Annotated in this window: 23 protein-coding genes; 11 read left to right on the top strand and 12 right to left on the bottom strand. The window is 60.8% G+C overall.

Annotated elements, in window-relative coordinates; translation table 11 throughout:
- Position 1: 1 nt before the first annotated feature.
- The 6 genes from BLU85_RS00375 (at position 2) to BLU85_RS00350 (ending at position 5,164) form a co-directional block, all read left to right on the top strand.
- Positions 2–739, top strand: a complete 738-nt coding sequence (locus tag BLU85_RS00375) for a FliM/FliN family flagellar motor switch protein (RefSeq protein WP_256572887.1) — start codon at positions 2–4, stop codon at positions 737–739.
- 15 nt (positions 740–754) lie between these two features.
- Positions 755–1,060 carry a FliM/FliN family flagellar motor switch protein gene (locus BLU85_RS00370; RefSeq protein WP_092204303.1) on the top strand — a complete coding sequence of 102 codons (306 nt, stop codon included), beginning with the start codon at positions 755–757 and terminating at the stop codon, positions 1,058–1,060.
- Entirely contained in the window at positions 1,057–1,401 is a 345-nt protein-coding gene (locus tag BLU85_RS00365; RefSeq protein ID WP_092204304.1) for a hypothetical protein, read from the top strand. The genes BLU85_RS00370 and BLU85_RS00365 overlap by 4 nt, the downstream gene beginning before the upstream one ends.
- Positions 1,402–1,411: 10 nt before the next feature.
- Positions 1,412–2,134, top strand: coding sequence for a flagellar type III secretion system pore protein FliP (gene fliP, locus BLU85_RS00360; protein WP_256572888.1), 723 nt, complete (start codon positions 1,412–1,414; stop codon positions 2,132–2,134).
- Between the two features lie 19 nt (positions 2,135–2,153).
- Positions 2,154–2,867, top strand: a complete 714-nt coding sequence (locus BLU85_RS00355; protein ID WP_092204306.1) for a sigma-70 family RNA polymerase sigma factor — start codon at positions 2,154–2,156, stop codon at positions 2,865–2,867.
- Positions 2,868–3,061: 194 nt separating this feature from the next.
- Complete coding sequence (locus BLU85_RS00350) at positions 3,062–5,164, top strand: DUF6311 domain-containing protein (protein ID WP_170847641.1); 2,103 nt, start codon at positions 3,062–3,064, stop codon at positions 5,162–5,164.
- Between the two features lie 391 nt (positions 5,165–5,555).
- Here the strand turns inward: BLU85_RS00350 and yghU are convergent, their stop codons facing one another.
- From yghU to BLU85_RS00325, 5 genes are all read right to left on the bottom strand, one after another.
- The gene (gene yghU, locus BLU85_RS00345; protein ID WP_092204308.1) at positions 5,556–6,395 is read right to left on the bottom strand and encodes a glutathione-dependent disulfide-bond oxidoreductase; all 840 of its coding nucleotides are present in this window, start codon (positions 6,393–6,395) and stop codon (positions 5,556–5,558) included.
- Positions 6,396–6,438: 43 nt separating this feature from the next.
- Complete coding sequence (locus BLU85_RS00340) at positions 6,439–7,173, bottom strand: substrate-binding periplasmic protein (RefSeq protein WP_092204309.1); 735 nt, start codon at positions 7,171–7,173, stop codon at positions 6,439–6,441.
- Between the two features lie 28 nt (positions 7,174–7,201).
- Positions 7,202–8,545, bottom strand: coding sequence for a GGDEF domain-containing protein (locus tag BLU85_RS00335; protein WP_092204310.1), 1,344 nt, complete (start codon positions 8,543–8,545; stop codon positions 7,202–7,204).
- Between the two features lies 1 nt (position 8,546).
- The gene (locus tag BLU85_RS00330; protein ID WP_092165057.1) at positions 8,547–9,305 is read right to left on the bottom strand and encodes a substrate-binding periplasmic protein; all 759 of its coding nucleotides are present in this window, start codon (positions 9,303–9,305) and stop codon (positions 8,547–8,549) included.
- A gap of 123 nt (positions 9,306–9,428) precedes the next feature.
- Positions 9,429–10,424 carry an aldo/keto reductase gene (locus BLU85_RS00325; RefSeq protein WP_092204311.1) on the bottom strand — a complete coding sequence of 332 codons (996 nt, stop codon included), beginning with the start codon at positions 10,422–10,424 and terminating at the stop codon, positions 9,429–9,431.
- 114 nt (positions 10,425–10,538) lie between these two features.
- On the opposite strand from BLU85_RS00325, the gene BLU85_RS00320 reads away from it, so the two are divergent.
- Positions 10,539–11,462: a LysR family transcriptional regulator gene (locus BLU85_RS00320; protein WP_092204312.1), complete on the top strand. Its 924-nt coding sequence runs from the start codon at positions 10,539–10,541 to the stop codon at positions 11,460–11,462.
- Between the two features lie 7 nt (positions 11,463–11,469).
- Here BLU85_RS00320 and BLU85_RS00315 read toward each other — a convergent pair whose 3' ends face one another.
- Positions 11,470–12,081, bottom strand: coding sequence for a TetR/AcrR family transcriptional regulator (locus tag BLU85_RS00315; protein WP_092204313.1), 612 nt, complete (start codon positions 12,079–12,081; stop codon positions 11,470–11,472).
- A 184-nt stretch (positions 12,082–12,265) separates the two neighbouring features.
- Here BLU85_RS00315 and BLU85_RS00310 point away from each other — a divergent pair, with 184 nt between their 5' ends.
- A complete protein-coding gene (locus BLU85_RS00310) occupies positions 12,266–12,991 on the top strand; it encodes an SDR family NAD(P)-dependent oxidoreductase (protein WP_256572889.1) in 726 nt (241 codons plus the stop codon).
- Between the two features lie 36 nt (positions 12,992–13,027).
- The gene (locus tag BLU85_RS00305; protein WP_092204315.1) at positions 13,028–13,687 is read left to right on the top strand and encodes an NADPH-dependent F420 reductase; all 660 of its coding nucleotides are present in this window, start codon (positions 13,028–13,030) and stop codon (positions 13,685–13,687) included.
- A gap of 83 nt (positions 13,688–13,770) precedes the next feature.
- Here BLU85_RS00305 and phnE read toward each other — a convergent pair whose 3' ends face one another.
- The 6 genes from phnE to ppk2 all read right to left on the bottom strand — a co-directional run bounded on the left by phnE (position 13,771) and on the right by ppk2 (position 19,892).
- Entirely contained in the window at positions 13,771–14,538 is a 768-nt protein-coding gene (gene phnE, locus BLU85_RS00300; RefSeq protein ID WP_092204316.1) for a phosphonate ABC transporter, permease protein PhnE, read from the bottom strand.
- Entirely contained in the window at positions 14,535–15,362 is an 828-nt protein-coding gene (locus BLU85_RS00295) for a PhnE/PtxC family ABC transporter permease (RefSeq protein WP_092204317.1), read from the bottom strand. Before BLU85_RS00295 ends, phnE begins: the two co-directional genes overlap by 4 nt.
- Positions 15,356–16,156, bottom strand: a complete 801-nt coding sequence (locus BLU85_RS00290) for a phosphonate ABC transporter ATP-binding protein (protein WP_092204318.1) — start codon at positions 16,154–16,156, stop codon at positions 15,356–15,358. The genes BLU85_RS00295 and BLU85_RS00290 overlap by 7 nt, the downstream gene beginning before the upstream one ends.
- On the bottom strand, positions 16,153–17,004 hold the full coding sequence (locus tag BLU85_RS00285; protein WP_092204319.1) for a putative selenate ABC transporter substrate-binding protein: 852 nt from the start codon (positions 17,002–17,004) through the stop codon (positions 16,153–16,155). The genes BLU85_RS00290 and BLU85_RS00285 overlap by 4 nt, the downstream gene beginning before the upstream one ends.
- Positions 17,005–17,287: 283 nt before the next feature.
- Positions 17,288–18,907: an inorganic phosphate transporter gene (locus BLU85_RS00280; RefSeq protein ID WP_092204320.1), complete on the bottom strand. Its 1,620-nt coding sequence runs from the start codon at positions 18,905–18,907 to the stop codon at positions 17,288–17,290.
- A 67-nt stretch (positions 18,908–18,974) separates the two neighbouring features.
- Entirely contained in the window at positions 18,975–19,892 is a 918-nt protein-coding gene (ppk2, locus tag BLU85_RS00275) for a polyphosphate kinase 2 (protein ID WP_092204368.1), read from the bottom strand.
- Between the two features lie 222 nt (positions 19,893–20,114).
- Between ppk2 and BLU85_RS00270 the strand changes: the two genes are divergently transcribed.
- Positions 20,115–21,050, top strand: coding sequence for a Ppx/GppA family phosphatase (locus BLU85_RS00270; RefSeq protein WP_092204321.1), 936 nt, complete (start codon positions 20,115–20,117; stop codon positions 21,048–21,050).
- A 251-nt stretch (positions 21,051–21,301) separates the two neighbouring features.
- A complete protein-coding gene (locus BLU85_RS00265) occupies positions 21,302–22,399 on the top strand; it encodes a carboxynorspermidine decarboxylase (RefSeq protein WP_092204322.1) in 1,098 nt (365 codons plus the stop codon).
- Positions 22,400–22,401 lie beyond the last annotated feature (2 nt).

Raw genomic sequence — 22,401 nt, 5'->3', positions numbered from 1 at the left:
AATGAGGATGTTGGGTTTTGTCGGCACGGCTCGCCTGCGCATGGCCTGTGAGCGGTTACCGGCCGTGGCCAGGCACTGGTATGAGCAGTGGTGCATGCCGGATGCACACCACACCTGCGAAGTGAGCTGTTCGGCCCTGGATGATTCAAGTGAGTGGGCATCGACACTGGCTTGGCAGAGTGCCAAATCCGTCAATGGCTCAATCAGCCTGGCAGGTGAGGGGGCTTCGATGGTCTTCGGTCCTTTCATGCATGACGCACCCGAGGACGAGACCGCGAGGCATCTGGTACGCGAAGCACAATTGGCGCTGATCAATCATTTGCTTGAGGTCCTTGGGCAAAGCGGCGTTTCCCATTTAACCGTCGAGTCACCTCGGCCGTTCTCGGGTTTACTCAGTGCCCAGGTATTGCTGCAACTGCGCGTCGGTCAATCGACGCTGCATCTGTCGCTGGATGCGGCATTGTTCAATGCTGCGCTTGAGAAACCCATTGCTCGCACGCCGTTGATTGAGCGTAAGCACGCATTGGGTAACGCTCGGGTGAAGTTGTCGGTGCGTCTCCCCTTGGCAAGCCTCTCCATCGGTGAGATGCAGGATTTGCGTCCTGGGGACACCTTGCGGGCCAGTGCATTGCTGGCCGATCCGGTCTCGCTGCAGCTGGCCGAAGGCCCTGTGATCGCGAGTGGTTACTTGGCTAAGCAGCAAGGTCAAGTCGCCGTGCAGTTGATTTCCCATGAATGAATCAGGAGTGTTGGTGTGACGGCAACGGTAGATGTAATTGAGTTGGAAGAAGCCCGGATGGCGGTCAATGACGGGCAGTCACCGCTGATCAAGCGAGACATGAATTTGATCAAGCATGTGGTCGTGGAATTGGTGGTGCAGCTCGGTCACGCCTCCATGAGCGTGGATGAGTTGTTCGCGCTGAAGGCTGGCGACGTGGTCAAGCTGTTGGAGCAGGTCCATGAACCGGCATCGCTGTGCCTGGACGGTAAACCGGTTGCCCGGGGCAATCTGGTGGCAGTCGATGACAACTTTGGCATTCAGTTGACGGAAATACTGTGACGCCTGAAACCGTAGCCCAACCGCTGGGATTAGCGTTACGGCAGGATGATCCGCTGTCGTTTATGTTGATGATCAAAGTGATGCTGATCACGGCTGTTTTATTGGCCGTGGTCTACGGCGTAATGCGTTGGTATGCGCGACGTCAAGCGGGCACCGGCAGACCTTTAGCGGATCTGACCGAGTTGCATTGTGTACGCGCTGTGCGATTGTCAACCAAGACCAAGGTGTATCTGCTCAAGACCGAAACGTCGCAGGTCCTGGTCACTGAATCTTCAAATGGAGCGACCGTGACCCTCTTGCCAGAACAATCCTCATCCTCTGCGTTGGATGTCCGCTCTTGAAGTGCTCGATATGACCCGCCACTTGCTGTTCCTGGTGCTCAGCGGCTTTGCACCCTTTGTGGCGGCCGCGGATGACTTCTCTGAATGGGGAAGTTTGCACATCAATCAGATTCAGTCGCCAGTCAGCGTTGTGGCCTTGCTGACGGCGCTGTCGTTCCTGCCGTTTTTGGTCATTTCCCTGACCACGTTCACACGCAACATCGTGGTGTTGTCATTGACCAGGCAGGCGTTGGGGCTGCAGCAGACGCCGCCGAATATCGTGTTGATCGTACTGTCGATGTTCTTGACGTTGTTCGCCATGGCTCCAACCTTGGAAAAGGCCTATGACGCAGGCATCAAGCCATTCCTGGCGAACAAAGTAGGGCTTGACGGTGCCGCGTTGCAAGGCTGGGTGCCGATTCGCGATTTCATGATCAGGCAGACCCATGAAGAGGATTTGCGACTGATTTATGAATTGGCCAAGGATCCGCTGCCGCAAGCGCCGGAAGGGCTGTCCCCGGTGAAGCTGGTGCCGGCATTCATGTTGAGCGAGCTGAAGCTGGCTTTTCAGATCGGCTTCATGATCTTCCTACCGTTCTTGATCATCGACTTGGTGGTGGCGTCAATCCTGATGTCGTTGGGGATGATCATGGTGCCCCCCATCACGATTTCCTTGCCATTGAAGATCATGCTGTTTCTGTTGATCGACGGTTGGGGCCTGATTGCCCAGACGTTGATGCGCAATCTCGGCTAGGGCAAAGGTGCAGCCTTCCATGGTGACGGATGAGCCCAGCAATGAAGGCGATGACGAGCAAGCGTTGTGGCGCGACTGGCTGGACAGCAAAACAGAGGCGGCCAGGAGCCGGTTGTTCTTTTTTTATGGCCAGTGGCTTCGGATGATTGCCGGGCTTTTGTATTCTCGCTACCCGCATCCATTGGCTGAGTGGGGGGATTATGTGAACCTGGCCTCGATGGGTCTTTTGCAGGCCATTGACCGGTTTAATCCGGGGTTGGGCACGCGTTTCCAGTCCTATGCCGAACCTTATGTAAAAGGTAGCGTGCTCAAGGGGCTGTCCTGTTACGTAAGTGATCGACGGCGCTATTACCGAGAGCGGCTGGAGAGTCTTTCCGGCATGCAAGAGGAGGGGCGAGCGGAGTCCGATCTGGAGCAGGTGGCGAACGTCGCTATCGGCTTGGCGTTCGGGCTGTTTTTGGAGTCTGGGATCGTTGATCCGGAACCCAAGGACAATAACCCCTTAAGCCTCTACGAAGTGGAGCGTGAGAGCGATACGCTGGAGGCGTGCGTGAAGCTTCTTTCGGCGAATGAACAACGGGTTATCCAAGCTCACTATCACCAGCATTTAAGTTTTACCGAGATCAGTGAGCTCATGGGTGTTTCGAAGTCACGGGTTTCACAATTGCACGCCCAGGCGTTGAAAAATATTCGGATAAGCCATGCAAGATTAATGGCCGGGGATAGTTGGTAGCATCGGTGGGGTAAGTAGGGATCGGGCAAAGCCGCAGCAGATGCCGTTGGATCGGCGAAACCTAAGAAAACACTATAAAAAGAGTAAGACAATTGACTCACCAGCACTGTACGCAAATCAGGCGCGCTTGGATTCCACGACGGTTTGCAAACCGAAACTTGGTCGCTGTGTTGTATCGCGCAACAGGCGAGGCAATGAAGCCGTTAGGCAAGGGCAGGGCCTTGAACTTCCTGCCTTTGCTGATTGGCGCATTGGCTTTTTTCATGGTGATCGGGCCGCGTGCGTTGGACCCGCAAAATATTGCCTGGTTGGGAAATGGCGATCCGGCCACTCACTATCTGGGCTGGTCGTTCTTCAGACAATCACCGTGGTCGTTTCCTATCGGTCTGAACCCCTCCTACGGGCTCGAACTTAGCAACAGCATCGTTTTTTCGGACTCCAACCCGCTCCTGGCATTTGTATTCAAACCATTCGCGTCATTGCTGCCTGAGCCTTTTCAATACTTTGGTATCTGGTTGCTGGCTTGCTTCATGCTTCAGGCATGGTTTGCCTGGAAATTGGTGGGATTGATTACACCCAATATTACTGTCGCCGCTCTCGGTGCGGCGCTGTTCTTATTTGTGCCGCCAATGATCCTGCGCATGACAGTACACCTGTCTTTGGGCGGGCATTTTTTGATTCTCGCGGCGTTGTACCTGAACCTGCATCCAGCGTTACGAAAAAGACGCTTGGCCTGGGGGGGATTGTTGGCGGTGGCTGCGTTGATCCATGCCTACTTACTGGCAATGATTGCACTTATTTGGCTGGCTGACCTTGCTGCTAAATGCTCTAGACGCCGGCTGTCTTTTGGCGCTGCGGTCGTCGAGTTGGGCTTGCTGTTTTCTCTGGTGACCTTGTGTTGCTGGCAGGCCGGTTATTTCACCGTCGAGCGCGCAGGTGTTAGCTCTGACGGATTCGGTCTGTACCGGGCAAACGTCTTGACGCTGTTCAACCCCCAGAACTGGTCGTATGCGTTGAAAAATCTTCCCGGCGCATTGGGGGACGGTGACGGTTTCGCTTTCCTGGGGGCAGGCCTGATTGTGCTATCGATTTGTGCCTTCGCAGGATGGTTGCGTGGTAATACCGGGCTTGGTTCTGCGCTGTATAAACGGCCGATGCTTGGTTTGGTGTTGGTCGGCCTGACTCTCTTTTCGTTCTCGAACCATGTGGCAATCGGCTCGTTCGAGCTTGGCTATTCCTTGCCTCCTCAGGTCATTTCCATCGCGAACATTTTCCGTGCCTCCGGGCGAATGTTCTGGCCGATGTACTACGTTGTGATTTTCATCATTATCTTCCTGATCGTTCGCGCCCATACGCCAAGAATTGCTGCGTATCTACTGGGAGCGGCGCTCTTGATACAAGTTTTCGACACTCACAGTGGTTGGTCGGACGTCAGAAAGAAATTCATGGTCAAACCTGCATCCGAATGGGCGACACCCTTCGTTGATCCATTCTGGAAAAACGCTGCAGCTCATTACCAGAAAATTCGGTGGGTCGTGCCGCAGAATCTTTCCCCGCATTGGCTTTCCGTTTCTGCCTTTGCAGCTCTGCATCATTTACCAACGGACGCCGTTTACCTTGGGCGGATGAGTACTCAGCAATGGCGACAGGCTGATGAAAAAGCGACCCTGGCCTTAACCTCGGGCAAGTACGAACCGGATTCGCTGTACTTGATGGACAACCGGGCCATGTTGCGTGCGCTGGGAACCGTTGATACATCCGCTGATCTTTTTGCCAGAATCGATGGTTTTACCGTGCTTGCGCCTGGTTGGAAGCAGTGCCGCGAATGTCCGCAGTTGACGAATGAACAGGCGCCGACAGCCGCCCCACTTGAGCTTGGGCATACCGTGCGATTCGACCAACGTGATTCAGGTACGGCGTATTTGGCGAAGGGCTGGGCTGATGCGGAGCAATGGGGCACTTGGTCCGAGGGAACCTATGCGGAGATTGTATGGCGAGCAACTACCCCCGTACATTCCGTGCGCTTGGAGGCATCAGCCTTTCTTGCACCGGGGCGTACACAGCAGAAAGTCATTGTTCTTATCAATGGTCAGCAGGCTTCGACCCATACGCTTGATCAATCAGAAGGCAACATCCTCGAAATACCCGTCACACCCACGATGCAACAACGCGTTGCCGATCAAGGTTTCTTGAAAATGCAATTGCAATTTGCGGACGCGATCAGTCCGCAGCAGCTCGGCTTGGGCGATGATGCCCGGGTACTCGCGGTGGGATTGAAGGCGATGACTGTCAATTAACCTGCGGGGTAATGGCTCGGGGGCCAAGACATACAGTATTGCCTACAAAGCTACGGTGCTGGATGCGTGCAGGAAACTGAGAAGGTTTATCGCGACTGCAAGAAGCGGTGGGAGCGAGCTCGCTCGCGAAGACGTCGGCACATTCAGCATCGAGGCCAACTGATCCACCGCTATCGCGAGCAAGCTCGCTCCCACAGGAGGGGCTGGGCCAGTCGATAAACTGAGGTTCATCCCCCGATCAAGGTGGGAGCGAGCTTGCTCGCGAAGACGTCGGCACATTCAACATCGAGGCCAACTGATCCACCGCTATCGCGAGCAAGCTCGCTCCCACAAGGGGGCTGTGTCAGTTGAGGAATTCAGGTTCATCACCGATCCGGCGTGCAACCTGGCCTCAGCCCAAATCCCCAGCCTCATGCCGCTCCGGCACCTGGCTCGCCTCATCCCCCCACGTGCGGTTGACCCGCTGTCCGCGCAGGACGGCGGGGCGCTTGGCAATGTCTTCCGCCCAGCGCTGCACATGGGTGTATTCGTGGGCACTGAGGAATTCGGCGGCGCCGTACACGTTGTTGCGCACCAGTTGGCCATACCAGGGCCAGACCGCGATGTCGGCGATGGTGTAGTCGTTGCCTGCCAGGTATTGGCTTTCGCCGAGGCGGCGGTCCAGGACGTCGAGTTGACGCTTGGTTTCCATGGTGAAGCGATTGATCGGGTATTCGAGTTTCTCCGGCGCATACGCGTAGAAATGCCCGAAGCCACCGCCCAGGTACGGGGCAGCGCCCATCTGCCAGAACAGCCAGTTCAGTGTTTCGGTGCGGCCCGCCGGATCGGTGGGCAGGAAGGCGCCGAATTTTTCCGCCAGGTAAAGCAGGATCGAGCCGGATTCGAAGACCCGAATGGCGGGTTCCACGCTGCGGTCCAGCAGGGCCGGGATCTTGGAGTTGGGGTTGATCTCGACAAAGCCGCTGGAGAACTGGTCGCCCTCGTTGATGCGGATCAGCCAGGCATCGTACTCCGCGCCCGTATGACCCAGCGCCAACAGTTCCTCCAGCAGGATGGTTACCTTCACGCCGTTGGGCGTGGCCAGGGAATAGAGCTGCAGCGGGTGCTTGCCAACCGGCAAGGTTTTTTCATGGGTCGGCCCGGCGACAGGGCGGTTGATGCTGGCGAAATGGCCGCCAGACGGGGCGTCGTTTTTCCAGACCTTGGGCGGAACGTAGGACGCTTTACTCATCGGGACATACCTCATCGTTGCTTGCGGTGTGATCCCCCAGAGTCTACCGCTGTTCGCTCATGATTCGTGCGACTTCACCGGAAGCCTTGAGTTCTTCGAATGCGCGTTGGGCCTTGGCGACGACTTCATCCGGCGTGCTCAGGCTGAAGGCCAAGTGGACCCTGTGGGGTTGTTCGTCGAGGATATAGACCTCTTCCAGCGAAGCGAAATCCACTTGCGCATCCTGGCTCATCAGGCGTGCGGTGTTCTCCGGCATCGGCAGCAATTGGATCTGGCGATTGAGCAGTTTCTGAAAGTTGTCGTGGTTGTTGGCCGAGATGACCAGCCGGGTGAACCCGCGCTGCTGCAGGTAAATCTGCTTGGCGTCGTTTCGTACCACGCCGATGCTGTACTGCTTGGCCTCCTCGAGGCTGCTGACAGTGATGTCGCGGTTATCACGCAGTTTATAGAGCCGGCTCGCCACCCGATGTATTTCACCCACCCATTTGAACAATGTCTCCCGGGCCGGGGTGCGGTCCAGCGGGAAGATCAGTACGTTGGGCTCGTGCAGCGCTTTTTCGTAGGCCCGGGCCCACGGGTACAGCGACAGGCTGTAGTCGGTGAGCTGCGCGTTTCTCAGTGTCTCCTCGGCAATGCGAATGCCCGGCCCGACGACCTTGTCGTCACGCTGATAGGCGTACAGGGAGTCTTCGGTGACGACTTCGATTGTGTCGGCGTGGCTTGCCAGGCTGATCGAGGCGAGTAGCAGGCATGAGCAGAGTGTCAGGCGAATGTGCATATGCAGACCTCATGGCGCGCGGTAGTCGTTACAGGGCGACGCGGTCGCGTCCCTGGTGTTTGGCCCGATACAGCGCCTGGTCGGCGCGTTGCAGCAATTGATCGAAATGGTCCATGGTCTCCGGGTCCAGTTCGGCAACGCCGATGCTCACGGTGACGAAAGGCGAGACCTTGGAGCCGCTGTGGGGCAGCTCGCGTTCCGCCAGGCTGGTGCGAAAGCGTTGAGCCGCTTGGCAGGCCTGTGCGGCGTCGACATTGGGCAGGACGACGACGAACTCTTCGCCGCCCACGCGGGCGGTCAGTTCGCCAGAGCGGCCGAACACGCTGCGCAGGGCCTCTGCGATTTCTTTCAGGCAAAGATCGCCCTGCATGTGGCCGTAGGTGTCGTTGTAGATCTTGAAGAAATCGACGTCGCACATGAGCACGGCCAGCGGGGTGTTGTGGCGGATTGCCCGACGAAACTCGATTTCCTTCAGTTCGTCGAAGTAGCGACGATTGGCCAGGCCCGTCAAGGCATCGTGACGGGACAGCGCTTCGAGCGATTGGTTGGCCGCTTTCAGTTCCGCGGTGCGTGCCTCCACCAGTTCGGCCATTTGATCGCGGCTGGCGGCCAGGGCCAGTTCGTCCGAATGCTGGCGCTCGAGGTGGGCGTACAGATTGTCCTGGAGTTCGTTGACCTGGAATTCCAGCAGGCTCAGTTCGTCCTGGCGATTCACCGCCCGTTGCAGCTTGAGGTGATGTTTGAGGGTATGCGGCGCGAGTTCGCCCAGGTGACGGGCGATATGCACCACATGCACGGTCACCAGGCGGTTGAACATGGTCATGACCAACCCGGCCAGCAGCAGGGACTGGATGAGCTGGGTGATGACGATGCTGCGTGCTTCGCTCCAGAGACGCTCCCACAGCAGGTTGTTGTCGCCTTCGATGGTCAGCTCACCGACTTTCTCATGGGCCCCGGCGTAGGGCTCGGCGATAAGCTGGCGATGCAGCACTGGTACCACGCCCGATTGACCGACGGCGTATCGATTGAGTTCGATGACTTCCGGCGCTTGCCCGGGGCGCAGGATGTTCAACACCACGCGCCCCACGGGGGCCGCCGCGGCGACGCTGGTGATTTGCTGGTCGAGGGATTCGCGGTCCAGTTCCCAAATGGCGTAGGCCAAGGTGTTCTGGAACACCTGATCGATCAGGGCCAGCTCCGAATTCATTTCCGCCAGGTTGTTTTCCCAGGCCAGCCAGGTACGCCAGGTGACCATCGCCAGGGTAAAGAACAGGCAGAACAACAGCGTTGCCAGCACCAGGCGCCGGCCCAGGGAGCTGAACGCCTTGGTCGGTGGTGGCTGGGACGCCGCCGTGCGGAAAGAGTCCCCCATGTCATAACCATTTGCGCAGGATGGCGTCGTAGACCCCATTGCGACGGATGGTCTCAAGGCCGGCGCGGAATTTCTCCACCGTCTCGGCCGGCGTCTTGCGACTGAACGCCATGCTCAGGCCGTCTGGGCTGCTCAGTTCGGGAAGGGCCAGCGAGCGGATCAGCACCTTGTCCGGGTCTTCGCCATTCTGGCGAGTCAGGTACAGCGCGTTGAGCTCGTTGGAAATCCACAGCTCCACGTGATCGACCTTGAGCTTGCGGTAGTTGTGTTCGTACTTGGTGCTCGACTGCAGTTCCTCGCCGATGCGAAAACCCTTCGAGACCAGGTATTGCTCGCCCACGTCCTGATTGACCGTGGCGATCTGGTGACCATGGGCGTCGGCCAGCGAGTCGAGTTTTACCGGTCGGTCCGCCAGCGAGTAGATGTACCACTGCGTCGGGCCAATGGTGCCAACCCACTGGAAAAGCGATTCGCGAGCAGGCGTGCGGACGATCGAATAGATCAGCACATTGCTTTCGTTGAGCGCCAGCTCGTAGGCCCGGGCCCAGGGCATGGGCTGGATAGGCGCGTCCATGCCGACCTCCTTGAGCACGGCCTGGACCACTTCGGTGCTCATGCCGGTCACGCGTCCGTTCTGCGTCATGTTGTAGGGCGGCAGCTCCTCCGTCACGATGCGCAGGGGTGTCTCTGCCGCGCAAGCGCTTGCAGCGAGGAACATCAGGACGCCCCACGTCAGCAGGCGATTCAGCGGCAAACTCATTGATCGTTACCCTATGCAACTGGCAGAGCCCGGCGAAGCCTGGGGCTATTATTGATAGGGTTATCGGCTGGGCTGGCGCCCGCTTGAGTCCGGCCTGTCGAAACCGACAGCCCAGCCGAAGGATCAACCGTTCAACAGCGTCATCGTCTGCGCCTGGTATCGGTCGCCCGCCACCACGCCTTCGCCTGCGAAAATCCCATCCAGATGGGCCAGTTCATCAGCGCCCAACACCACTGAAGCCGCCGCCACATTGCTCTCCAGGTACTTGCGCTGCTTGGTGCCCGGGATCGGGATGACGTGGTCACCCTGGGCCAATACCCAACCCAGGGCCAGTTGCGAGGCGCTGATGCCCTTGTCCGCGGCCAAGGCCTTGACCCGTTCGACCAGCGCCAGGTTGCGCTTGAAGTTGTCGGCCTGGAAGCGTGGGCTGAAGCGGCGGTAATCGTCGGCGGCGAAGTCTTCCGGCGATTTCAGTTCGCCGGTCAGGAAGCCTCGGCCCAAGGGGCTGTAGGCAACGAACGCAATGCCCAGGCGCTTGCAGGTATCGAGCACGCCATTGTGTTCAGGCTCGCGGGACCACAACGAGTATTCGCTTTGCACCGCCGCCAGCGGATGCACGGCGTGGGCCCGTTGGATGGTCTCGGCGCTGGCCTCCGAGATGCCGAGATGGCGGACCTTGCCGGCCTTGACCAGCTCGGCCATGGCGCCGATGGTTTCCTCGACAGGCACTTCGGGATCGATGCGGTGTTGGTAGTAAAGATCGAGGTAGTCGGTTTCGAGGCGCTTGAGGCTGCCCTCGATCGATTGCCGGACGTATTCGGGACGGCCATTGACGCCCCGGGCATGGGGATCGCTGCTGCGCACCAGGCCGAACTTGCTGGCCAGGTAGAGGCTCTGCCGCTTGCCCCGCAGGGCGCGTCCCAGCAATTGCTCATTGGTGTAGGGCCCGTACATGTCGGCGGTGTCGAACAGCGTCACGCCCAATTCCAGGGCGCGGTGGAGCGTGGCAATCGCTTCTGCCTCGTCCACGCCCGTGGTGTAGAAGTCCGACATGCCCATGCAGCCCAGGCCGATGGACGAAACGTTAGGGCCGTATTGGCCGAGTTGGCGGGTCTTCATGATGTTTTGACTCCTGGATATGAACGACCCGTTCAGTGTCTGATAAGCGTTTTTCTGGATAAATACACAAATATTGGTTTAACTATTCGTGATTCCTGAATAGTGGGGCGCACATTGGACCGACTACATGCCATGCAGGTGTTCCGGCGCATTGTGGAGCTGGGCGGCTTCGGCAAGGCGGCCGATGACCTTGGATTACCCCGTGCCACCGTCAGCCTGTTGATCCAGCAGTTGGAGGCTCACCTCGGTGTGCAGTTGCTACAGCGCACCACCCGCCAGGTGCGCGCGACACTGGACGGCGAAGCGTATTACCAACGCAGCGGCCAGTTGCTGGACGACCTCGCTGACCTTGAGAGCTCGTTGTCGGCGCAAAGGAGCCAGCCTCGCGGTACGTTGAAGGTAGACATGCCGATCGCTTTCGGTTGCACCTGGATCCTGCCGCGCCTGCCGGACTTCTATCGGCGCTACCCGGCGCTGCAACTGGACATCGGTTTCCACGATCGCCAGGTTCATCTGCAGCGCGAAGGCGTGGATTGCGCAATCCGCGCTGGGCATGTCGTTGACCAGGCCCTGGTGGCCCGGCCTATCGTGCGGCTGCATCAACTGACCTGTGCCAGCCCCGACTACCTGGCACGCTTGGGCACGCCCCGGGGGTTGGACGACCTGGCGGCCCATCGGGCCATCTGTTTTGCGACTGGCAATGGCCGCTTCTTCCCGTTCGAATTCGAGGTGGCGGGGCAGGTGCACGAATGGCCATTGAGCGGTGAACTGACCGTCAACAATGCCGATGCCTACGTGACCGCCTGCGAAGCGGGATTGGGCTTGATACAGGTGCCGCGTTACCACGTGCAACAGCAATTGGCCGAGGGCCGCCTGGTTGAAGTGCTGGACAAGTACCGCGTGCCGACCTGGCCCATATCGGCGGTGTACCCGCCCCATCGGCAACTGTCGCCACGGGTGAGGGTATTTATCGATTGGGTGATCGAGTTATTGCATGGCGTGGCGGATACGCAGCCGGCGTTGATGGTGCGAGTCTGACGGCCAATCATTGATTTGCCCTGGGCTCGCTTGCAGGGTTGGACGGCCAGGTCGACAACGCCTGCTCGACAACCGCCTCCAGGGTCTCGCGAGTGAACCCAGCTTTGGCTTGAACGGCCATTCCGTGGGTCATGGCCATCACGAACGCGGCCAGCGCCGTGCAGTTGGCCGATTCCGGCAGGTCACCCTCCGTTTTCGCCCGTTCGAAGCGTTCCCGCAGCGACGCTTCTCCGGCTGCGCGTGCGTCGATCAAGGCCTGGCGGATGGGCTCGGCATCGTCCGAGCCGGCCAACGCGCCATGAATGCCAAGGCAGCCCTTGCGGTCCGGGTAGCGCGTATTCACCTCGACAGCCCCGCGAAGAATGTAGGCGGCAACGTCGCGTGAAGTGGGTTGTTCCAGCGCTGCCGGAAAGAAATCCAGGTAGTGCGCGTAGTAGCGCTCGAGTGCCCGGCGGAACAGCGATTCCTTGTTGCCGAACGCGGAGTAGAGCGCCGGGCGTTCCACTCCTGTGGCTTGCGTCAGGTCGGTGTAAGACGCGCCCTCGTAGCCTTTGCGCCAGAATACGCAAAGCGCCGCGTCCAGCGCCGTATCCACGTCGAACTCGCGTTGACGCCCCATCAGATCACCCCCGGCTTTTTCATAACGATCGATATTAAACTGCTTGACGGTCTCTGTCCAAATTCATACTGTTCGTTACACTAACGCTCGTTACGGTTGGCAAGTGCCTTCTTGGCGAGGGCGTTCAGGCATTCATGAAGAGGATTTACCCATGCAGAAATTACTGGCAGGCAAGGTTGCGCTCGTGACAGGTGGTTCCCGAGGGCTCGGTGCGACCCTCGCGCAGGCGCTCGCCGAACTAGGGGCGGATGTTGCGATCAGCTACGTGGCCTCGGCCGAGAAGGCCAGGGCCGTGGTGGAAAAGCTCGAGGCGCAAGGCGTCCGTTCCCGTGCCATCCAGAGCGACCAGGCCGACAGCACGGCGGCCAAGCCATTGATCGACGAGGTGATCGCGCATTTCGGCAAGCTCGACATCCTGGTGAACAACGCGGCGATCGCCGTCCAGGGCAAGACGGTCGATGATCCCGATCTCGACACCGTCAATCTCGATCGCCAGTGGCAGGTCAACGTCATGGGCGCGGTGGCGACCACGCGTGCGGCGGCTCCGGTGCTGGCGGACGGTGGTCGGATCATCTTCATCGGCTCGCTCCTGGGCGGTCACGTACCGTTCGCCGGGGCGGCCGATTATGCCGGGACCAAGGCGGCCATCGTCGGCTATGCCAAGGGTGTCGCACGGGATCTGGGGCCGCGCAATATCACGGTCAACGTCGTCCAGCCTGGCATCATGCCGACCGACATGGCGGCACAAGTGCTCGGCGACGGCGTGCCCGAGGCGATCCTCGACCTGCACCCCATCCGCCGCATCGCCACGCTCGAAGAAGTGGCGGCCACGGTGTGTTTCCTGGCCGGGCCGAACGGCGCCTATATCACGGGCAGCGCCATCGATGTGGCTGGCGGCTTGAGCATCTGACCCCCGCCCCCAATCCAACACTGAGGTGAATGACTCATGACCACTATCGGCATCATCGGGGCTGGCGAAGTTGGCAGCCATATCGCGCGAGCGGCCATTGCGAACGGCTATGAGGTTGTCATTGCCAACTCGCGAGGTCCCGAGACGTTACGCGGGCTGGTCGAAGCGCTCGGGCCGTCGGCGCGTGCGGCGACGGCTGCAGGCGCGGCCGCGGCGGGCGATTTCGTCATCGTGGCCGTCCCGCTCAAGGTCGACAACGATATGCCCGTGGAGGCGCTTGCAGGGAAGGTCGTGCTCGACACGAATAACTACATGGTCTGGCGTGACGGCCATATCCCGGTCATCGATTCGGGGCAAAAGACCGTCCATGAACTTCGCCAGGAGCAGCTGCCCACTTCCCGGGTGGTCAAGGCGTTCACCCACATCCAGGCGCCGCGGATCCTCACGTGGGGCAGGCCGGCCGGCTCTCCCGACCGGCTGGCCCTGTCAGCTTCCAGCGATTATGCCGATGCGTTGGAGATCGTCACGCGCCTGTACGACCAGTTCGGTTTCGACACGGTGGATAACAGCCCGTTGAGCGAGTCGTGGCGCAGTGCTCCCGGACAGCCGGCATGGAAGCAGGAGCGCCAGAGCCGATCCGAGCTGCTCGCCAACCTTGCCAAGGCGCGTCTCGTCAAGGCTTCTGCCGTTGGGTGAACGTACCGATGAACACCTCGGACGCCTGGGCGGCCGGGTGTTCGCGCGGGCTGCCCAGGGTATTGAACGCGCCCGCGTTATTTTCAAGCCTTGACCCAACGCTGGCGGCTCCAGCCGCTCAAGGTATCGACGCCGAGTACCAATAGCAGCATCGCCACGATGACCGTGCTGCCCTGGGCCTCCTGGAACAGGCTGAGGCTGACATAAAGCATTTGCCCAAGCCCTCCGGCACCGACAAAGCCGAGCACGCTGGCCATGCGGATGTTGTTTTCCCAGCGATACAGGACGTAGGCCAGCAATTGCGGCATCAGGTTGGGCAGTGTCCCGTAGCAGAACGCCAATACGGCGTTGCCGCCTTGCAAACGGATGGCGTCGGCCGGTTCGGAAGGGGTATTTTCCAACGCCTCGGCGAACAGGCGACCGAGTACGCCGGTGGTGTGCAGGGCGAGCGCCAGGGTGCCGGCATTTGGGCCGAGCCCGGCGGCCAGGACCATCAGTGCGGCCCAGACCAACTCCGGAACCGCGCGCAAGGCATTGAGTATCAGGCGCGAGGCACTCTGCAAAGGCCAGCCGAAGCGTCCGGCCGCAGGCAAGGCCAACAGCAGGCCGAACACCGCCGCGAGCAGGGTGCCGAGGGCGGACATGGCCAGGGTTTCCAGGGCTCCGTGACCGATTGCTTTCAGATGGCCGGGGCTCAGGTCCGGGCTGAGAAAACGCTGCGCATAAGCACCCATCCGCGCCAGGTTGCCGTCGTCGCCCAGCGTGCCCAGGTCGATGCCCAGGTAAAGGAACGATGTAATGACGGCTGCACCGATGGCCAGGAGCAGCACCAGATTGAACAGGCGATTCATGCCAGCCTCCAACGCAGAAGCCGGCTGAGTTGATCGGCAAGCAGCACCAGCAACAGGAACGTCAGCAGCAGGCTGGCCACTTCGCCACCAGCGAACATTCGCAGCGACAGGTCCATTTGCTGGCCCAGGCCGCCGGCGCCGACGAAACCCATCACCACCGAGGCGCGGATGGCACATTCCCAGCGGTAAACCGTGTAGGACACCAGTTCCGCGGCGACATTGGGCAGGATCCCATAGCAGAAGGCGGCGAGCCGACCGCTGCCTGACCGCAACAGTGCGTGGGCCGGGCGCTGGTCCACCGACTCGTAGATTTCCGCATAGACCTTGCCCAGCATGCCGCTGTAGGTAATGGCAATGGCCAATACGCCCGCCGTCGGGCCGAGGCCGACCGCACGCACGAAGAGCAGGGCCCAGACGATTTCCGGGACGCTGCGCAGGAAGATCAGCAGGCCACGAACCGGCCAGCGCAGCCACTGCCCGCCGGGGCCGGGGTGGCCGCCTCGGGAGGCTGCCGACAGCGACAGGGCGCGGCTGGCCAACAGGCTGGCGGGCACCGCCAGCAGCAACGCCAGAGCCATGCCGGCCGTTGCGATGGCCAGGGTTTGCAGGGTGGCCTGCCAGAGCAACGCAAGGAATTCCTCGCCATGGGCCGGCGGCCAGAAGGCTGACACGAAACGGCCCATCTCGCTTTGACTGTCACTCTTGAGCAGCACGCCGAGGTCCAATTCGCTGAACTGGATGCCCGGCCACAGCAACACCAGGGCCAGCAGACTGAGCAGCAGGCGAGGGCGGGTGGCGGGGTCTCGGGTATCGCGTGTCAGCATCGGGGAATCTGCACGCTCAAGGACGCGGGGGGCGTTGTTGGTGAAGACTGCAGCTGTTCGTTGGCGTAGAGCGTGTCGAGCAACGGACGGTCGACCGCCTCGGTTGGCAGGTCGAACAGGATCTGCCCGTCCCGCAGGCCAATGACCCGGGAAAAGTGCGCCAAGGCCAGTTCCACCGCATGCAGGCTGGCGACCAGGGTGACGTTGTGTTCCCGGGCGTGGCGGCAAAGCACCGAAAGCGTGTGCTCGGCCAATACCGGGTCCATGGCCGAAACCGGTTCGTCGGCCAGCAACACCTCCGGCGCCTGGTACAACACCCGGGCAATGCCCACGCGTTGCAGTTGTCCGCCGGACAGCTGCTGGCATTGCGCGAACAGTTTGTCGCCCAGGTCCAACTGGGCCAATGCCGCCCTGGCGCCTGGAATATCCAGCGGGTGCAACAGGTTCAACAGGCTTTTACCGATGCCCCACTGGCCGAGCTTTCCGGCCAGGACCGCCGTCACCACACGCTGGCGCGGCGGCAGGGGCGGCGATTGGTGAATCAGGCCAATACGCGCCCGTAAGCGCTGGCGCTGGCGGGCAGACAATTGCCAGGCGCGCTCGCCCAATATTTGCGTGTCGCCGCTATCCGGTTGCAGGGCGGTGGCCAGTACATTGAGCAAACTGGATTTCCCCGCGCCGGACGGGCCGATGATGGCGACCTGTTCGTTCGCGCCGATGTGCAAGTCCACGCCACGCAGCGCCTGGACGCCGTTGGCATGGGTAACGCTGACCTGGGTCAGTTGCAGGGTCATTTGAGCAGTTCGGCGGCGCGTGCGGCTTCCTCGATGCCCTTGTAGTTCTCAGGCTTGGTTTCGATGAAGCGACTGGCGGCTTGCAGGTCGAGGATTTCCTTGTCCTTCGGGTTGGCCGGGTCAAGTGCGAGGAAGGCGGCCTTGATCTTGGCCGCCAACGCGGGGTCGAGGGTTCCGCGCACCGTCCAGTTGTAGTCGAAGTAGGCTGGGGTGGTGGCGAAGACCTTGACCTTGTTCGTGTCGACCTTGCCAGCGGCGACCAGTTTTTCCCAGACGCTGGCGTTCAGTACCCCGGCGTCGACCTTGCCGGCCTGGACCCAGGCGACGGTGGCGTCGTGGGCGCCCGAATAGCCGACGCGGCTGAAGTAGCTCTCTGGCTTGATGCCGTCCTGGAGCATGAAATAGCGCGGCATGAGACTGCCGGATGTCGACGATACCGAACCGAAGGCGAAGGTCTTGCCCTTGAGGTCGGCCAGGGATTTGACGGTCGGGTCGGCGGTGATGAATTTGCTGGTGAACTGGGCGTCCTGTTCGCGCTGGACCAGCGGGATGGCGTTGCCGGTTTTCAGGCGCGCCTGGACGAAGGTGAAGCCCCCCAGCCATGCCATGTCGATCCGGTCGGTGGCCAGTGCCTCGACCACGGCCGGGTAGTCGCTCACGGGGACGAACTCGACCTTCATGCCGGTTTGCTGTTCCAGGTAAGCCCCCAGCGGCTTGAACTTGCGCAGCAGCTCGGTGGGGGCCTCATCGGGAATCGCGCTGACTTTCAGGGTGTCGGCGGCCTGCGCCAGCCAGCTGCAAAACGACAGGGCAACACCAGCGGCCAATGCCAGGGAAGGCTTGAGCATGGAAGATCTCCGGTAGAGAAAGGCAAGGAATGTCGAAGCATCACGCCCACATGGATGGCGGTACGCCGTTCTGTGAGGGTAGACGAAGGAGAGGGATGTTAACCGTTTCTGGTTATGAACTCACCCCGTTCCCTGTGGGAGCGAGCTTGCTCGCGATAGCGGCGTGTCAGTCACGAACCTTGCCACTGATCCTCCGCTATCGCGAGCAAGCTCGCTCCCACGGGGGCTGTGGTGGACGGGAGAACCGAGGCCTCTGTCAGGCGAGGCCCCGGCGAACAGCAGGTCAGAACAGCTTGGTGAATAACCAGTAGAGGCTGCCCGACAGCAGGATGGCGGCAGGCAGCGTCAGTACCCAGGCCATCAACAGGTTGCGGATGGTGCGCATCTGCAGGCCAGAGCCGTTGGCGACCATGCTGCCGGCCACGCCGGAGGAGAGCACGTGGGTCGTGGACACTGGCAAGCCGAACATGTCGGCGGCGCCGATGGTGAGCATGGCGACGGTTTCGGCCGAGGCACCTTGGGCGTAGGTCAGGTGGGTCTTGCCGATTTTTTCACCCACCGTCACCACGATGCGTTTCCAGCCGACCATGGTGCCCAGGCCGAGGGCGATGGCCACGGCGATTTTCACCCACAGAGGAATGAAGCGGGTGGAGGTGTCGATCTGCTGTTTGAACAATTGCAGCTGGGCGCTGGTGTCGGCATCGAAATGACCGACCTTGTTCTTGTCCATCAGGCGAATGGTTTCACTGGTCAGGTACATGTCGTTGCGCACGTTGCCCACGGCTTCGGCCGGCACCTTGGCCAGCGAACCGTAGCCCTTGACCTCGGCGCCGATGCTGCCGGTCATGGCGGCCAGGGCCGGCACCAATTGAGGCGTCGCTTCCTTGCTGCCAACGTAGGTGGTAAGGATCGCTCGCGGGTCCGTCGGGGCCGGTAGCGGCGAGTGCTTCGCCAGGGCTTGCTGGGTGACTTGCGCCACAGCGGCGAACTGCAGGGCCTGGTCGGCGGGCATGGTGCGGTTCAGCGCATACGCCATCGGCAGGGTGCCGACCAGGATCAGCATGATCAGGCCCATGCCTTTCTGGCCGTCATTGGAACCGTGGGCGAATGACACACCGGTGCAGGTCAGGATCAGCATGCCGCGAATCCACCAGGGCGGCGGGGTGTTGCCTTCCGGGGCCTTGTACAGCGAGCGGTTCTTGACGAAGGCCCGCAGCGCCAGCAACAACAACGCCGCGCAGCCGAAGCCCACCAGCGGCGAGAGCAGCAGTGCATAGCCGATCTTGGTCGCCTGGGCCCAGTCCACGCCGCTGGTGCCGTCGCGCCCGTGCATCAAGGCATTGGCGACGCCCACGCCAATGATCGAACCGATCAGGGTGTGGGACGACGACGCCGGCAAGCCCAGCCACCAGGTGCCCAGGTTCCAGAGGATGGCGGCGATCAGCAGGGCGAAGATCATGGCGAAGCCGGCGGAGGAACCGACTTGCAGGATCAGTTCAACCGGCAGCAAGGCGATGATACCGAAGGCCACCGCGCCGCTGGCGAGCAGCACCCCGAGGAAGTTGAAGAAGCCCGACCAGGCCACGGCAACGTTCGGCGCCATGGAGTTGGTGTAGATGACGGTGGCCACGGCGTTGGCCGTGTCGTGGAAACCGTTGACGAATTCGAAGCCAAGGGCAATCACCAGCGCCACGCCCAACAGCAGGAACGGCGTCCAGGTGGTCACCACCGTGCCGAGTTCGTTCATGTCGTGCATCAGGCTGTAGGCGGTAAACAGCAGGCCGCTGCCCAGTACCGCGAAAAACACCACCAGGGTGAGCACGCTTGGCTTGCGGTTGAGTTGCGGTCTCGAGCTAGGGGCGATGGCACTCGAGGAGTCCATGGCCAGGGTCTGGTTCGTCATGATGAAATCCGGCTCAGTGAGCGGTGGAAGTGGGGGCTCGGTGCCGGGCGTCCCTGCCTGGCGGGTTTCAGTAGACCTGGGGCACGATGAGCTCCGGTGGCGTCGGACTGCGGGAGTAGTCTTCCTGGCGTACCCGCTGCGGCAGTTCGATGGTCGGCAGCTCCACCTCTTCATAGGGCATTTGCCCAAGCAGGTGATGGATGCAGTTGAGCCGGGCTTTTTTCTTGTCGTCGGCCTGCACCACCCACCAGGGGGCCTCGGCGATGTGGGTGCGTTCGAGCATGATTTCCTTGGCCTTGGTATAGGCCTCCCAGCGCCGGCGGGATTCCAGGTCCATGGGGCTGAGCTTCCATTGCTTGAGTGGGTCATGGATGCGGCTGAGGAAGCGCAGGTGCTGCTCCTGGTCGGAAATGGAGAACCAGTACTTGATCAACTGGATGCCGGAGCGGGCGAGCATCCGCTCGAATTCCGGCACGGTACGAAAGAACTCTTCGTACTGTTCGTCGGTGCAGAACCCCATGACTTGCTCGACCCCGGCGCGGTTGTACCAACTGCGGTCGAACAGCACGATTTCGCCCGCCGCCGGCAGGTGTGAAACATAGCGCTGGAAGTACCATTGAGTCCGTTCACGGTCGTTGGGAGCGGGCAGGGCGGCGACGCGACACACCCGGGGATTGAGCCGCTGGGTAATGCGCTTGATCACGCCACCCTTGCCGGCGGCGTCGCGCCCTTCGAACAGGATCACGACCTTGTGTCCGGTCTTGACCACCCAGCTTTGCAGCTTCACCAGTTCGCCCTGAAGGCGGAACAGTTCGCTGAAATACAGGCGTCGGGTTTCTTTCTCGCTGTTCTCCGGGGCGTGTTCGTCGAACAAGGCGTTCAGGTCATGCCCGTCTTCGGATAGCTCCAGCTCCAGTTCTTCGTCGCTGTGATCGAGCAATTCGCGGTGGATGCGCTGTACCAAGGTGTCCTGGGTTGAAAGCATGATGGAAAACTCGGTCGTGGAGGCGCCATCCACGCTAGTTGCAATTTGTTACATAGTAGTGACGGTCATCTGTGCTTCATGCGCTGCCCTTGGCTAAAACAGTTACTGGGGCGCAAGGGGTGTCATTCAGGTGTCATCGAACCCATGGCAGGATCTTCACAAACCATCGTGGAATGCCCGCAGCGCTTGTGCCTGCTGGCTGATGAATCAAGGAACACCGCTATGAAAGGCGACGCCCCCCTGTTCGCGGCCATTGACCTGGGCTCCAACGCCTTTCGCCTGATGATTGGCCAGTCGGTCAAGCGCAATCGACAACGGGTGATCCAGGAAGTGAAAACCTTGCGCGAGCCGGTCCGATTGGCTGAGGGCCTGCAAGCCGGGGCACTGGACGAACTGGCGCTGGATCGAGGCTGGCAAGCCCTGGCCCGATTTGGCAAAAAGCTGCGAGGCTTCGAAGCCGGACGGGTACGGGCGGTGGCGACCAGTGCCGTGCGCGAAGCGGCCAATGCCCAATTGTTCCTGGCCAGTGCCGAGCGGCACCTGGGGTTTCGGATCGACGTGCTATCCGGACATGAGGAAGCCCGGCTGGTGTATGCCGGTGTCGCCCATGCGGTGCCCGGTGTCGAGCGGACACGATTGGTGGTGGACATCGGCGGTGGCTCGACCGAACTGATTCTGGGGCAGGGCGCTCAGCCGCTGATGACGGAAAGCATTGCCATCGGCAGCGGCACCTTTGGCGCGCGTTACTTTGCGGGCGGACGCATCACCGCTCAAGCGCTGCTGGAGGCTGAACGCGTGGCCGTGCTGCAGTTTGAAGCGGTGGCGGCGCGTTATCGCGCGCAGGGCTGGCAGCAGGTGATCGGCTCTTCCGGTACGGCGCGGATGTTGGCCAAAGTGCTCAAGGCCAATGGCCTCAATGACGTTGGACAAGGCGGCATTACCTACAGCGGGTTGTTGCGCCTGTCGTTGCGGCTGCTGGAAGTCGGCCATGTCGACCGCCTCAGATTGGCCGGCTTGCAGAGCCATCGCCTGGGCATCCTGCCCGGTGGCCTGGCGATCATGCTGGCGGCGTTCAAGGTCTTCGGCATTACAGACATGATCGTTTGCGAAGCGGGCCTGAGGTTTGGTGTCCTGCATGACCTGATGCATAAACACTGATCATCAACGGCCTGTTGTGCAAGGCCGGTTACCCGCGACGGCTCAAGGTCGAGCGTCAGCGCCCTTTGGTTATCCTCCCTTTGCCAGATTCAGCATTTGGTCGCCTGGGCGGCCGGTATGTCCGGTGATCGCAAAGCGTCGATTCGGATCAGGATGATTGCGCGAACGGGGCTTTTCGCTCTTTCGATCTGCAGTCAGTGAAGGCACAATGCGCATCCTTTTTTGGCTCGCCTTGCCCGGAGGCCTCGAAAATGATCAAAACGCCGTACTACCTCATCGACAAACAAAAGCTGCTGGCGAACATGCAGAAGATCGCCTATGTGCGTGAGCAGTCCGGGGCCAAGGCCTTGCTGGCGCTCAAGTGCTTCGCCACCTGGTCGGTGTTCGACCTGATGCAGCAGTACATGGACGGCACCACGTCGTCGTCGCTGTATGAACTCAAGCTCGGCCGGCAGAAATTCGCGGGCGAGACCCACGCCTACAGCGTGGCCTGGGCCGACGATGAAATCGAGGAGATGCTCGCCAACTGCGACAAGATCATCTTCAACTCCATCGGCCAGTTGCAGCGCTACACCGAGGCGTCGGCCGGCAAGGTCCGCGGCCTGCGGGTCAACCCGCAAGTGAGCAGCTCCGATTACCTGCTGGCCGACCCGGCGCGCCCGTTCAGCCGCCTGGGCGAATGGGATCCGGTGAAAATCGAACAGGTCATCGAGCATATCTCCGGGTTCATGTTCCACAACAACTGCGAGAACGGCGATTTCGGTTTGTTCGACCAGATGCTGGGCACTATCGAAGAACGCTTTGGTCACTTGCTGCATAAGGTCGAGTGGGTCAGCCTCGGTGGCGGCATCCATTTCACCGGCGAGGGCTACGCCCTGGACGCCTTTTGCGCACGGCTCAAGGCCTTCTCGCACAAGTATGGCGTGCAGGTCTACCTGGAACCGGGCGAGGCTGCGATCACCCAGAGTGCGTCGCTGGAAGTCACCGTGCTCGACACACTCTACAACGGCAAGCACCTGGCCGTGGTGGACAGCTCCATCGAGGCACACATGCTCGATCTGCTGATCTATCGCCTGGACGCCAAGCTGGCACCGAGCGAGGGCGAACACACCTACATGGTGTGCGGCAAATCCTGCCTGGCTGGAGACATTTTTGGCGAGTACCAATTCGATCGTCCGCTGTCCATCGGCGATCGGCTGTCGTTCATCGACGCAGCGGGCTACACCATGGTCAAGAAAAACTGGTTCAACGGCCTGAAAATGCCGTCCATCGTTGTGAAGCAACTCGACGGCAGCGTCGAGGTGGTTCGCGAGTTTGTTTACGACGACTACTTGTCCAGCCTCTCTTGAGT

This window comes from Pseudomonas sp. NFACC14, from assembly GCF_900106885.1.
Classification (GTDB): domain Bacteria; phylum Pseudomonadota; class Gammaproteobacteria; order Pseudomonadales; family Pseudomonadaceae; genus Aquipseudomonas; species Aquipseudomonas fluorescens_AA.
This window is presented reverse-complemented; position numbering and strand designations above follow the sequence as displayed.

What these genes read in the sequence shown, in the direction of transcription:
- BLU85_RS00375 (WP_256572887.1), top strand. Translation starts at nt 2, where the DNA reads ATGAGGATGTTGGGTTTTGTCGGCACGGCTCGCCTGCGCATGGCCTGT.
- fliP (WP_256572888.1), top strand. Translation starts at nt 1,412, where the DNA reads ATGACCCGCCACTTGCTGTTCCTGGTGCTCAGCGGCTTTGCACCCTTT.
- BLU85_RS00355 (WP_092204306.1), top strand. Translation starts at nt 2,154, where the DNA reads ATGGTGACGGATGAGCCCAGCAATGAAGGCGATGACGAGCAAGCGTTG.
- BLU85_RS00350 (WP_170847641.1), top strand. Translation starts at nt 3,062, where the DNA reads ATGAAGCCGTTAGGCAAGGGCAGGGCCTTGAACTTCCTGCCTTTGCTG.
- yghU (WP_092204308.1), bottom strand. Translation starts at nt 6,395, where the DNA reads ATGAGTAAAGCGTCCTACGTTCCGCCCAAGGTCTGGAAAAACGACGCC.
- BLU85_RS00340 (WP_092204309.1), bottom strand. Translation starts at nt 7,173, where the DNA reads ATGCACATTCGCCTGACACTCTGCTCATGCCTGCTACTCGCCTCGATC.
- BLU85_RS00335 (WP_092204310.1), bottom strand. Translation starts at nt 8,545, where the DNA reads ATGGGGGACTCTTTCCGCACGGCGGCGTCCCAGCCACCACCGACCAAG.
- BLU85_RS00330 (WP_092165057.1), bottom strand. Translation starts at nt 9,305, where the DNA reads ATGAGTTTGCCGCTGAATCGCCTGCTGACGTGGGGCGTCCTGATGTTC.
- BLU85_RS00325 (WP_092204311.1), bottom strand. Translation starts at nt 10,424, where the DNA reads ATGAAGACCCGCCAACTCGGCCAATACGGCCCTAACGTTTCGTCCATC.
- BLU85_RS00315 (WP_092204313.1), bottom strand. Translation starts at nt 12,081, where the DNA reads ATGGGGCGTCAACGCGAGTTCGACGTGGATACGGCGCTGGACGCGGCG.
- BLU85_RS00305 (WP_092204315.1), top strand. Translation starts at nt 13,028, where the DNA reads ATGACCACTATCGGCATCATCGGGGCTGGCGAAGTTGGCAGCCATATC.
- phnE (WP_092204316.1), bottom strand. Translation starts at nt 14,538, where the DNA reads ATGAATCGCCTGTTCAATCTGGTGCTGCTCCTGGCCATCGGTGCAGCC.
- BLU85_RS00295 (WP_092204317.1), bottom strand. Translation starts at nt 15,362, where the DNA reads ATGCTGACACGCGATACCCGAGACCCCGCCACCCGCCCTCGCCTGCTG.
- BLU85_RS00290 (WP_092204318.1), bottom strand. Translation starts at nt 16,156, where the DNA reads ATGACCCTGCAACTGACCCAGGTCAGCGTTACCCATGCCAACGGCGTC.
- BLU85_RS00285 (WP_092204319.1), bottom strand. Translation starts at nt 17,004, where the DNA reads ATGCTCAAGCCTTCCCTGGCATTGGCCGCTGGTGTTGCCCTGTCGTTT.
- BLU85_RS00280 (WP_092204320.1), bottom strand. Translation starts at nt 18,907, where the DNA reads ATGACGAACCAGACCCTGGCCATGGACTCCTCGAGTGCCATCGCCCCT.
- ppk2 (WP_092204368.1), bottom strand. Translation starts at nt 19,892, where the DNA reads ATGCTTTCAACCCAGGACACCTTGGTACAGCGCATCCACCGCGAATTG.
- BLU85_RS00270 (WP_092204321.1), top strand. Translation starts at nt 20,115, where the DNA reads ATGAAAGGCGACGCCCCCCTGTTCGCGGCCATTGACCTGGGCTCCAAC.
- BLU85_RS00265 (WP_092204322.1), top strand. Translation starts at nt 21,302, where the DNA reads ATGATCAAAACGCCGTACTACCTCATCGACAAACAAAAGCTGCTGGCG.